Here is a 12,693-nt window from a genome sequence, read left to right as displayed (position 1 = left end):
ATATAACATTACAATACAAAAATATCGTTTACGGAGCCTTTATGAGAAAACTTATTGTAAAACTAAAAACTCTTTATTGTATTATGATAATGTCATTAATTTTAACAATGATAACAGGAGTTACTATGTTTGCGGCAATAGCTATTGACAGAACATCTCCAATCGGAGAAAACACTTCGAGAAATAATTATGAAGCAATAACAGTAACTTTCAATCAGCAGATGGTTGCTTTGCAGGCTATTAAAGAAGTTACTAATCAATACTTCAATTTTAATATAGATGTTAAAGGTACGTATAAATGGCTTTCTGTTAATACATTGGCTTTTTATCCTAGTGAACCTTTGCCAGACAACACAAAAATAGATGTTACACTAAAAAAAGGAATAAAAAGCGAATTAACAGGCGATATATTGGAAAACGATTATACTTGGAGTTTTAATACTTTAAGACCTATAATGCAGAAAACTTCTCCTTATGATAGGCAGTCAGAACTTCCTACAGATGTTAATATAGTTGTTTACTATAACATGCCTATATATCTTCAAAGTGCAAAAGAAAAAATACAATTAATTACAAGCAATAATAATACTGCTATAGATTTTGATGTAAGATATGCCAAAATAGAAGATTTAAGAGAATGGGAAACTAACGAATACCAATTAGAACAGGTATTAGTTATAAAGCCTAAAGCTGCATTAGCTAAAAATGATAAAATAACAGTATATATAAAAGAAGGACTTGCTGCCGTTAATGGTAATTTGGGAACAGCAGATAATGATAGTTTTAATTTTTCTACACATGATGACTTCTATTTTAGCGGAGAAAGCGAACAGACAGTAACAGCTTCATATTCTCCTAAAGCTCCTACAATAAGATTCAGTACAAGAGTTGAATGGTCAGATTTGATAAGAAATATGGAAATTACCCCTGCAATTCAGCTTCCTACAGAGGAAGAAATTCAGCAGAATTCTTGGTCTTCAAAAGAATTTTCGCTTTATTCATTAAGATTCAATCCTAATATTACTTATAATATAAAAATCAATGGAAGTTTAAAAGACTCTTATGGTCAAACTTTGGCTAAAGAACAAAATATTACTTTAAATGTTACAGACTATAACCCAAGCGTTTCTATACCTTCAGGAATGGGAGTTGTTGAAGCTTATGAAGGAATAAAACTTCCAGTACAGGTAATGAACCCTAATACTATAAATATACAAAGCAGATATGTTGATAAAGAAAATATCATACCTTTCCTATTTGTAAATAAACAAGTATATAGATATGATGAAAGTGCTCAATTTAGAAATTATACTAATCAATATGGAAAATTATTCGGATATAATAATACTACAGAATATACTCCTAACGTTGAAAGAAACAGATATATCACAACAGCATTATATTTAACTAATTATATGAATAATAAGCAATATGGTTTATTGTCTATAGAGTTTAAAACTAAAACAGGATATCAGAACCAATATGATTATTCAACAGCTTCTCAAATACAAATTACTTCTATGGGAGTAACAGGTAAATTCTCTGGCGATTCAAATACTATATTTGTAACAGATTTAAAAACAGGAATGCCGGTTGAAGGAGCTACTGTAGAAATAAGAGATGACTTTAACAGAGTATTAGAAAAAGCAACTACAGATGAAAACGGAATAGCAACTACTAAAGGATTTAGAACTTTAGGAATAAAAAGAGCAAGCAGATGGGATACACCAAGACAATGGGCTATAGTTACAAAAGGCGATGACGTATCTTTCATAAACAGCGATTGGGGTACAGGCGTTTCACCTTGGAGAATGGATATAAGCTATGATTATTCTCCTTCTGATAAAGATTATAATGGTTCTATGTTCACAGAAAGAGGACTTTATAAACCTGGCGAAGAAGTACATATAAAAGGTGTTATAAGAGAAAATAAAATAGGAAATTGGCAAATACCTAATGATTTGAAAAATGGTACATTTGTAATAAATAATTCAAGAGGCGAAGAAATACATAAAGGAACTATTACTTTAAATGAATATGGTTCTTATTTAATAGATTTTACTTTACCAGCTGATGCTCCTACTGGATATTACAGTGTAAATGCTGAGTTTAGAAGCGAATCAAATAATGACAGAGAAGATAGCAGTTCATACAGCTTATCTCAAAGCTTCAGAGTAGAGGAATTTAAACCTTTAGAATATGAAAGCAGATTATGGGTTGAAGATAAGAATTATTATTTAGGCGATACAATGCCTATTAAGATGTCAGGCTGGTATCTATTCGGTGAGCCTATGATATCTAATCAGGTTAGCTATAATATTTCTATGAATGAAACTTTCTTCACTCCTCCTAATAATGCAGGTTTCAGATTTACAAAATTAAGCTGGTTTGAAGATGTTTATTATAATAATTATTATTCTATGATAGCAAATGGTACTGGTGCATTAGATGAAAATGGTGAATATGCTTATGCTCCAACTATAGATGCAAGCCGTTCAATACATGCTGCTTATGTTACTATAGAATCAACTGTATCAGGTGAGGATTCTCAAAGAGTAAGCACTACAAAAAGCGTATTAGTTCATGGTAGTGATTATTATATAGGTATAAAAAGACAAGGTTATTTCTTAGAAACTGATAAGCCTACACAATTAGAATTCATTGCTGTTGATACAGAAGGAAACAGACTTGAAGGCAAACAAATAGAAGTTCAAGTTATAAGAAGACATTGGGAATCAGTAAGAAAAGCTATAACAGGCGGAAGATTTGAATGGGAATCAAAACAAATAGATGATGTTGTTGAAACTACTACAGTAACAACAAAAAAAGATCCTGTTGCATACAGCTTTACTCCTACAAATTCAGGACTTTACATAATATTAGCAAGAGCAAAAGACTCTAAAAACAGAGAAGTTGCTGCTGATGAATATATGTATGTTATAGGTAAGGATTATGCTCCTTGGGCTATGTTTGATGATGATTTGTTAGAGCTTATCACAGAAAAAGAAGAATATAAACCAGGCGAAACAGCTAAGATAATGATAAAATCTCCTTATGAATCTGCTACTGCTTTAGTAACAGTTGAAAGGGAATATGTAATAGATTCTTATGTTACAAATATTGAAGGTTCTACCGCTTTAATAGAAGTACCTATAAAACCAGAATATTTACCTAATATTTATGTAGGTGTTTCACTTGTCAAGGGTAGAGTTGAAAATGAAGCTTATACTAATTATGCAACTGATGAAGGTAAACCATCATTTAAAATTGGTTATGCAGGACTTTCAGTATCACCTCGTGAAAAAGAACTTAATGTAAAAATAACAAAATCTGCTGACAGTTTAGAACCTCGTGATGAAATGACAGTGGATTTATATGTTGAAACTAAAGAAAGCAAACCTATGGAAACAGAAATCATGTTAAGCGTGGTTGATGTTGGAGTATTAAATTTAATAGGTTATAAAACTCCTAACTGGTTCAATACTTTCTATGGACAAAGACCATTGAGTGTAGCAAGTGCCGATACAAGAATACACTTAATAGGACAGAGAAACTATGGCGAGAAAGGCGATACTCCTGGCGGTGACGGTATGAGAGCTGCTAATGATATGATGATGGCTAAAGCTGAAGCTATGGGTATGGACGTATTCAGCATAAGAAAGAATTTCTTAACAACTGCATTCTATCAAGGCAGAGTAAAAACTGATGCTAATGGTAAAGCTACAGTTACATTCAATTTACCTGATAATATTACATCATTTAGAATAATGGCTTCTGCTATAAATCAAGATGGTTATTTCGGTGCTTCTGATGATGTTGTTGTAGTTAAGAAAAATATTATGCTTATGACTACTTTACCGGAATTCGCTTATGTTGAAGATAAATTTAAAGCTGGAAGTATAGTATACAATTATTCTGATCAGGATTTAGAAATAGAAGTTCAGGCTGTTGCTTCTAATGCTATGATAGAAAATGCTGCTCAGACAATAAAAGTTCCTAAAGGCGGCAATGCTGATGTAAGATTTGATATTGTAGCTACAAATAGGGGAGAAGCTAAAGTTACTATATTTGCTAAAGGCGGAGAATATACTGATGCTGTAGAAAAAACATTCAATGTTAATATTCCTATGACTACAGAATCTGTTGCTATGTTCTCAAGCACTACAAATAATAATACTGACTTAATGCTTAGAGTACCTAATATAACAGAAGCATATAAAGGTGCTGGAAGTTTAGAGGTTTATATGTCACCTAGTGCATTCAGTGAACTTACAGGCGGTATAAATTATCTTATAAATTATCCTTACCTTTGTTTGGAACAGCAGTTATCAAGAGTTTATCCTATAATAACAAGTAAGAGATTATTAGTAGACATGAAGCTTACTGATATAGCTGAGGAAAGTTTAGATAAAACAGTACAAGATTTCTTAAAATCTATGCCTACATATCAAAGTGCTGACGGCGGATTTTCTTACTGGCCTAGCAAAACTTGGATATCTCCATGGCTTACTGCTTATGCTGCTGATGCTATGATTAAAGCTAAAAAAGAAGGATATACAGTTGATGAAAATTCTTTAAGATTAGCATTAGAATACATCAATAATTATGCTAAGAGCGGAGAGGCTGAAAAACCTAGCTTCTGGCAAGATGAATATATAAATCTTTCATCTATAGCATATATCGCTGCAGTTCTTTCTGAAGGCGGATACAATGCTAATGATGTAAAAACTATAATAGACAGAATATATCCTCAAGTTAATAATATACCTTTCTACGGACAGGTTCAATTAATGAGAGCTATGTATTACAATAAATATGATAATAAAGCATTAACTGAAGTTAGACAGTATATACTTAACACTATTAAAGAAGATCCTAACACAGCACATTATGAGCTTGAAGGAAGATATGCTAATCTTTATTGGATACACTCTTCTTCAGTAAGAGATACATCTGTTGCTTTATATGCTTTAATAGAAACTGGTTATGACAATGCTATCAATGAAAAAGTGGTTCGTTGGTTAGTTCAGTCAAGAAAAAACGGCAGATATTTAAATACTCAGGACAATGTTTCAGTATTCGCTGCTATGAATATGTATTATAAAAAATATGAAAATGTTAATCCTAATTTCAAAGCAGAGTTTATATATCAAGGAAAAACTTTACTTGAAGAAACATTTACTGCAAGAACTCAGCCTAGCTTAACTAAGAATTATGATTTAAGCGAGTTTATGGACGAAAAATTGAGCAACTTAAATACTAGAGCTGCTTTAGCTAATATAAAACGTAATGGAGATGGAAGACTTTATTATGGTGTTAGACTTACTTACGCGCCTCGCGATTTAGCAGTTAATAGAGATGCTGGAATAAAAGTTGAAAGAAGATACGAAACTAAAGACGGCAGAGTATTAGACTTAACTAAAGATAAATTCAAACAAGGCGAGGAATATGTTGTTGTAGTAAAAGTTACAGCTCCTTTTGAAAGACATTTCGTTGTAGTTGATACACCTATTGCAGCAGGTATGAGAATATTGAATGCTAGCTTTGCTACAGAAAGCAGCGAAGTTAAAAACTTAACTGGAAATGCCGGCAAACCTACTTGGTGGTGGGGCGGATTCAATCACACTGAAAACTATAATGACAAAGTGTTATTATTCGCTGATATGCTTAGCGACGGCGAGCATGAATATAGATATGTAGTTCGTGCTGTTACTCCTGGTGAATATTTACTTCCTGCTACTAAAGCTGAAGAGATGTATAACAGTGAAGTATTCGGTTATGACGGACAGCATAAAGTTGTTATAGAAGCTAAATAAATCTAAACAATAATTTTATAAAATTAAAGGCGGTATCTTTATGAGGTATCGCCTTTTTTATATTGAATATTCAATTAATATTATACAATGATATTATTAAATTGGTATTTTTTGAATTATAATGTTGGTAGTAAATAATTAGGAAAATAAGTTGTTTAGGTATATACTAATTAAAAAAATTCAGTATAATTTATTCTTTTTAATCTATTTACATTTGCCCACCCTATATATTTAAAACTTTTATTTGTTATTTTACTTTATATTTCTTTAAAAATAATACTGCAATTATAAAACCCACCCAAAATTTTATTTAACTTTATAATCTATTCACCGCACGCAGAATGAAATTATAAATATATATTAATTTGAATTATAATTTTTATTATATTTGAAATTTTGCTAACCGTGCGTAAAGTAAAGTTTTAAACTTAAAAAAATCTTGGGCGGGTGCTGTAATTTCTGTGTAAGTATTAAATATAATAAAAGCTAAAATTTCAAAATAAAGTTTTAAGGAATAAAGGGCGGGGTATGTAAGTAATTCTTCAAATATATTTGCATTGGTAATATTCTATATTTATTAAGATTAATACTTATATTATGAAGCTTCAAATTTTACCCCATAATCTTTACATATAAAAACCACAAATAAGTTTTTATTGTTTTGTTATGGAACATATATAATCATTGACTTTTATGCTTATTGAATTTATAATAATTTTCAATTTTATGATTTACTATAATGGGGTTTATGAGATTATGAGTATAGAAGAAAATAGTATTCAAAATAACAATACAAACAATACTAATGAAAAAATAAATGCAATAAATAATATAAACTTAAAAATAGGCAAAATATTAGAAAATAATTTAATATCAAATTTAATTATTATTGCTATAGGTTTTATTGCATCATTAGCAATGACTATATATTCTTATTTAAGTATTTCTAAATTAATTGATATTGTTGATTCTGTTAGTGATTTGAATATTTTTTTTATAGATAGTTTTTATTTTTATATATTTTATTTTTTCTGTTTTAGTTTGATATTTAATATTAATTCAAAGTTTAATTTAAAAAATATTGTTATAATATTTTTATCTTTTTTATTTGTATCAATTGTCAATTTAAGTACTATTTTCTTTGCAGCAATTGGTACCATTGAAAACATAAGAGTATATTCACAGTTCTATTATATTAAATATTTATTTTTTGTTATCATATTTTTTATAATAATAGCCTTATCATATAACGGTTTTCAAGTATTGAATTCAAAAAGCATTTCAGAGTTCTTTACATTTTCTGCCGATATATCAATATTTGCAGGTTTAATAGCAGCTGTAGTATCATCAGTATTTGGAGTATTTATAGTAATAGTTTTATTATTAATACAAGATCTTATCAGCAGCTTAGACGAAAAAATTATATTTAAATTAATATTATTATCAATATCATTTTTAAGTTCAATATTTCCTTTTTTGGTATATACAGTTTATATAAAAATGAAAACTAAAATTTCTATATATTTATCAAGAATATTAATGCCTTTTAGTTTATTATTTATATTTGTACTTTTGCTTCTTTTATTAATGCCTGATATAAGACCTTATGATAATAGAGTGACTTTCGTACTTTATAATATTATGCTTGCTGTAATTGTATTAAATTTATTTTTTGTAAGACCTGACTATAAATCAAGTATATTTACTAAGGCTTTATATATTGTACTTCCTATAATAGCTATTATTTTTGATATATTAGTATTAACTTCTTCTTTATACAGATTAATAGAATATGGTATCACTCCAAATAAAATAGTTTTAGTAGGTACAAATTTAATTATGCTTGGTAATTTGATTTTTATAACCTTTTTCAATATAAAATCTATACTTATAATATTTAAAAAATCTGATGGTATTTCCAATATAAAAGAAATCACTATTGGAGATACTAAATCAATGTTTTATATATATGTTTATGGAGTTTGGGCTTTTATAGTATGTTTTGTAATACCTGTATTATATAGTTTATTTGGTTGATTTTTTATTTGTTTGAATAGATAATCTATAAAAAATAAATAGCAAGAAAAGAATTATGAATAGTTTAAAAACACCGTTACAAAAAAATATTATAGTATCGGCATTGATTTCTGTTTTGCCTTTTACCATATATTTTTTATTTTTTGCTTCAAGTATTAATTCTGATTATAGAATTACTGATATAACCTCTTATTTTTTTGCTTTTAAGATTTTTTATTTATTTTGTTTTTCTTTGATATTTAATTTAGATAATAAGAAAAATATATTTATAACTTTTTTAATATTTTTGTTTATAGGTATTCTTAGCGTTTTTATACCTTCTTCAGAGTTTACATTTAAAGATATTATATATATAGATAAAAAATTAATTTTCTTTGTTCATACTATTTTGAATAAGAATTTATTTTTAGATATTATATTTTTTATAATGTTTGCTTTATCATTTAATCAGTATAGAAATTATAAAGATATTAATAAGGCATTTACCTTCAGTGCTAATATAATGATAATAACTTCTATTATACCTGCAATTATTTCTTTGATGTTTATGATGATTTTTGCTGGAGTAATCAATTTATTTAAAGGAATTATTATAAATATATTGCCTGATACAACTATTATTTTTTATATTTTTATATTAGCTGTATTTTATATATTTGCTTTTACTCCTTTTGTAATTTATTTTATTTATAAAAAAGATGTAAAAAATATATCAATATACTTTTCAAGAATAATAATGTATATAAGTTTATATAATATAGTGAAGCATTTATTTTCTATAATATTGCCAATGATTGCTTATAGCAGTCCTTATGATATTAGAGTCAATTTTATAATTTATAATGTTGCTCTTGCTATAGGTGCAGTAAATTTATTTTTTGTAAGAATGGATTATAAATCAAGCATATTCACTAAATTAGTTTATATTGTGTTTTCAGTAATAGCATTTATTTTTAACATAATAATTTTAACTTCTACAATATACAGAATAAAAGAATATGGAATAAGTCCAAATAAATTAACTTTGATTTTTACAAATATAATAATGCTTATTCATTTTATTTTGATAATTTTAGATAATATAAAATCATTAAAAAAATTAGAGAGTATAAAAAATATAAAAGACATTATATTAACAAACAATAGAAGCTATTATGTATATGTTTATGGTATTATAGCTTTTATAGTATGTTTTATAATGCCTTTATTTTATAATGCTTTTTAATTTTTATTTTTTCTTTTTATAATATTTTCTTACTATGTTAATCATTTTTTTATCCTGAATAGCCTCGGCATATTCTAAAACATTGTAGCTTTCTTTTATAGCACCTCCATAAACATCAGAAGGTTTTAATTTTATATTTAAATCTACTCCGTTTTTAAATAAATATTCAGCAACTTCATAAGAGCCTTGATCTATAGCATGATATATTGCAGTATAATTCATATCATTAGGATAATAGTTCACATCAGCACCATTTTCAACTAATGCTTTAACTATTTCTAAATTACCAACACTTGCAGCAATTGCTATAGGAGGATCACCATTTGCAAATTTTGTATCTAAATCAGCACCATTATCTTTTAAAAGTTTAACTACTTTAGGAACAGATCCGGCAAGTATAGTAGCAGGAGCAACTCCGCTATTATTTGTAGCATTTACATCGGCACCATTTTCTATTAAAAGTTTTGAAGCTTCATAAGGATTTTGTCCTGTAACAGCCCAAAGTAATGGAGTGTCACCATTATCATCGGCTTTTCCATTAACATCTATTCCGTTATCTATTAAATATTGCATTATATTAATATTTCCTTTTTCAGAAGCATAAATAAGTGCAGATGCTCCCCAAGATGATTTTTCATTTATATCTGCATTATTTTCTATTAATAGATTAAACATTTCTTCATTGCCTTTTTCGCATGCAATTATAATCATATTTTTGCCGTCTTTATTTTTTATATTTATATCAGAGTCATGTTCTATTAATAATTTTGCCATCTTTATATTATCAGTTCTTACAGCTTCCATTAAAGCATTAAATCCATCGTCTGCTCTTAAATTAACCAAAGCCCCATTATCAATCAAAGCTTTTGCTATATCATAATGGCCAAATGCTGATGCTAGCATTAAAGATGTTGTATTAGTGTGGCATATTATGTCTTCTATATCAATTTTATCTTTTGAAGCAGCATTTATACCGCCCTCATTTATCAATTCAATCATTTCAGGTACACCTGTTTTATTTTTATTTTTTTCTAATAGTTTTAATAATTCTTCACTAGGCATTATTATTTCATTTGTCATTGATGTGTTTTTGAACTTTTCATTATTACTTTTATTAAAAGTGCTATTATCTTTTGTTTCTTCTTTTATATTTTCATTTTCTGTATATTCATCAGCTTCTTTGTCTGGCTCTACTAATGTATTATCTTCTATTTGTATGTCTTCTGTATTTTCTATATTATCTGTTGTTTCTGTATTATTTATAATGCTGTCTTTTACTTTATCATTATTGCTTTCATTATTTGCCGCATATAAAGTTATTACTGTAATTAGAGTTGTCATCAGAATGAGAATGATTTTATTTTTCATAATACGTTCCTTAATATTAATGTTTTAATAATATCATATAATATATTTTTAGTAAAAATTTTAAGTATACATTAAAATTATAATTATTTATTGTTATTATTATAATATTTTCTTACTATGTCAATCATTTTTTTATCCTGAATAGCCTCGGCATATTCTAAAACATTGTAGCTTTCTTTTATACTTCTGCCATAGTCATTATCAGGTTTCATTTTTATATTTAAATCAACACCATTTTTAAATAAATATTCAGCAACTTCATAATTATGTTGGTCTATAGCATGAAATATCGCAGTATAGTTTATGTCATTAGGATAATAGTTCACATCAGCACCATTCTCAACTAATGCTTTAACTATTTCCAAATTACCCTCACCTGCAGCAATTGCTATAGGAGGATAATAATCTAAAAATTTTGTATCTAAATCGGCACCATTATCTTTTAAAAGTTTAACTACTTTAGGAACAGATCCGGCAAGTATAGTAGCAGGAGCAACTCCGCCATCATTTGTAGCATTTACATCGGCACCATTTTCTATTAAAAGTTTTGAAGCTTCATAAGGATTTTTTCCTGTAACAGCCCAAATTAATGGAGTATCCCCATTATAATCGGCTTTTCCATTAACATCTATTCCATTATCTATTAAATATTTCATTATGTTGATATTGCCTTTTTTAGAAGCATAAATAAGTGCAGATGCTCCCCAAGATGATTTTTCATTTATATCTGCATTATTTTCTACTAATAAATTAAACATTTTTTCATTGCCGTTTTCGCATGCAATCATAATCATATTTTCACCATCTTTATTTTTTATATTTATATCAGAATTATTGTTTATTAGTAATTTTGCTATCTCTATATTATCAGTTCTTACAGCTTCCATTAAAGCATTAAATCCATCGTCTGCTCTTAAATTAACCAAAGCCCCATTATCAATCAAAGCTTTTGCTATATCATAATGCCCGTATAATGAAGCTATCATTAAAGGGGTAGAATTAGTATAGTGTGTAACATCGCCTATAATAAGTTGATCTTTTGAAGCAGCATTTATACCGCCTTTATTTATTAATTCAATCATTTCCGCAACGCCTGTTTTCTTTTTATTTTTTTCTAATAGTTTTAATAATTCTTTACTAGGCATTATTATTTCATTTGTAATTGATGTGTTTTTTATCTTTTTGTTATTACTTTCATTTATTGTATTTGAATATAGAAAAGTTGTTATCATTAATAATGCGATTATGATTTTCATTTTGACACCTATTTTGGAAATTTGTTTTTATAATATCATAAACCATTATAAAAGTAAATAATATACCTAAATACCGTATATGTAAAAAATCTTGTTTATATTTTTATAATGGATTGTTATTTATTTTCTTTTATAGTAGAATGTACACAATTAATTATTAAGGGTTTTGTTTATGAAAAAGATCGCAATTTGTTTTATTTTTTCTTTATTTTTTATCAGCTGCTTAGACTATACTCAATATGTAACTATAGACGATGATAAGAACATCACAGTTGTTGCAATAGCTACAATGTCAAAATCTATTGTAGAATTAGGTGCTTACTCAGAAGGTTATGAAAATGGCGTACCAGACTATTATTATGATGATATATTAAGAGAGATGGAAGACAGTGCAAGAGAGTCATATCCTAGAAATTTTAAATTTAAAAAGATAAATAATGACAATGAAATAGGTCTTTATATAAATGGGCTTATCAATGAAAATAAATTAACAGAAGATAACAGTTCTTTAGTTCCTATAAGAGACGGAAATAAATTTATTTTTACTCCTTTCAATTACAGCAGTGATACTTCAGATTATAAAGAATATGCTTCTATGTTTAGTTCTTTAAAAATGAAATTGATTGTTTCAAAGTCTTATATACCTTCAATAAGTTCTTGTTATCTTTCTTCTTATGATGAAGTAAAAGATGTAAATGTTTATGATTTGAAGGATTCTTTTTTAATAGAGATACCTATGTATTCAGGAATAGACAGTCCTATGTTGTATATTGAGTTATAAATTATTAAAAATATATAGTATCAAATTTAATTTGTTCAGCTTTTTTGTTGTTTATAAAGCTGAACAAATTATTAAAATTATCATTATTTTTTAATTGATAATTTTATGATGTTATCAAAATTAAAAAGAAATCTTTGCACAGGAGCCAGACATATTGCATTAAGTATTCCTTAGTTTTTTAAAGTATAACATAGGTGTATCATAATTTAA

Annotated in this window: 6 protein-coding genes; 4 read left to right on the top strand and 2 right to left on the bottom strand. The window is 27.3% G+C overall.

The features are described from left to right. Window positions 1-41 precede the first annotated feature (41 nt). The 3 genes from Q0K52_RS07155 to Q0K52_RS07145 all read left to right on the top strand — a co-directional run bounded on the left by Q0K52_RS07155 (window position 42) and on the right by Q0K52_RS07145 (window position 9,078). The gene (locus Q0K52_RS07155; RefSeq protein WP_297297949.1) at window positions 42-5,816 is read left to right on the top strand and encodes an Ig-like domain-containing alpha-2-macroglobulin family protein; all 5,775 of its coding nucleotides are present in this window, start codon (window positions 42-44) and stop codon (window positions 5,814-5,816) included. A gap of 756 nt (window positions 5,817-6,572) precedes the next feature. Then, a complete protein-coding gene (locus tag Q0K52_RS07150) occupies window positions 6,573-7,853 on the top strand; it encodes a hypothetical protein (RefSeq protein ID WP_297297947.1) in 1,281 nt (426 codons plus the stop codon). Between the two features lie 55 nt (window positions 7,854-7,908). After that, the gene (locus tag Q0K52_RS07145) at window positions 7,909-9,078 is read left to right on the top strand and encodes a hypothetical protein (RefSeq protein ID WP_297297945.1); all 1,170 of its coding nucleotides are present in this window, start codon (window positions 7,909-7,911) and stop codon (window positions 9,076-9,078) included. Window positions 9,079-9,081: 3 nt separating this feature from the next. Here Q0K52_RS07145 and Q0K52_RS07140 read toward each other — a convergent pair whose 3' ends face one another. Together Q0K52_RS07140 and Q0K52_RS07135 are read right to left on the bottom strand one after the other, a co-directional pair. Continuing rightward, a complete protein-coding gene (locus Q0K52_RS07140; protein WP_297297943.1) occupies window positions 9,082-10,446 on the bottom strand; it encodes an ankyrin repeat domain-containing protein in 1,365 nt (454 codons plus the stop codon). Window positions 10,447-10,529: 83 nt separating this feature from the next. After that, window positions 10,530-11,702 carry an ankyrin repeat domain-containing protein gene (locus tag Q0K52_RS07135; RefSeq protein WP_297297941.1) on the bottom strand — a complete coding sequence of 391 codons (1,173 nt, stop codon included), beginning with the start codon at window positions 11,700-11,702 and terminating at the stop codon, window positions 10,530-10,532. 172 nt (window positions 11,703-11,874) lie between these two features. Here Q0K52_RS07135 and Q0K52_RS07130 point away from each other — a divergent pair, with 172 nt between their 5' ends. After that, window positions 11,875-12,483 carry a hypothetical protein gene (locus tag Q0K52_RS07130; protein ID WP_297297939.1) on the top strand — a complete coding sequence of 203 codons (609 nt, stop codon included), beginning with the start codon at window positions 11,875-11,877 and terminating at the stop codon, window positions 12,481-12,483. Window positions 12,484-12,693: the final 210 nt, after the last annotated feature.

It is taken from the genome of uncultured Brachyspira sp., assembly GCF_944390845.1.
In the GTDB taxonomy this organism is placed as follows: Bacteria; Spirochaetota; Brachyspiria; order Brachyspirales; family Brachyspiraceae; genus Brachyspira; species Brachyspira pulli.
This window is presented reverse-complemented; position numbering and strand designations above follow the sequence as displayed.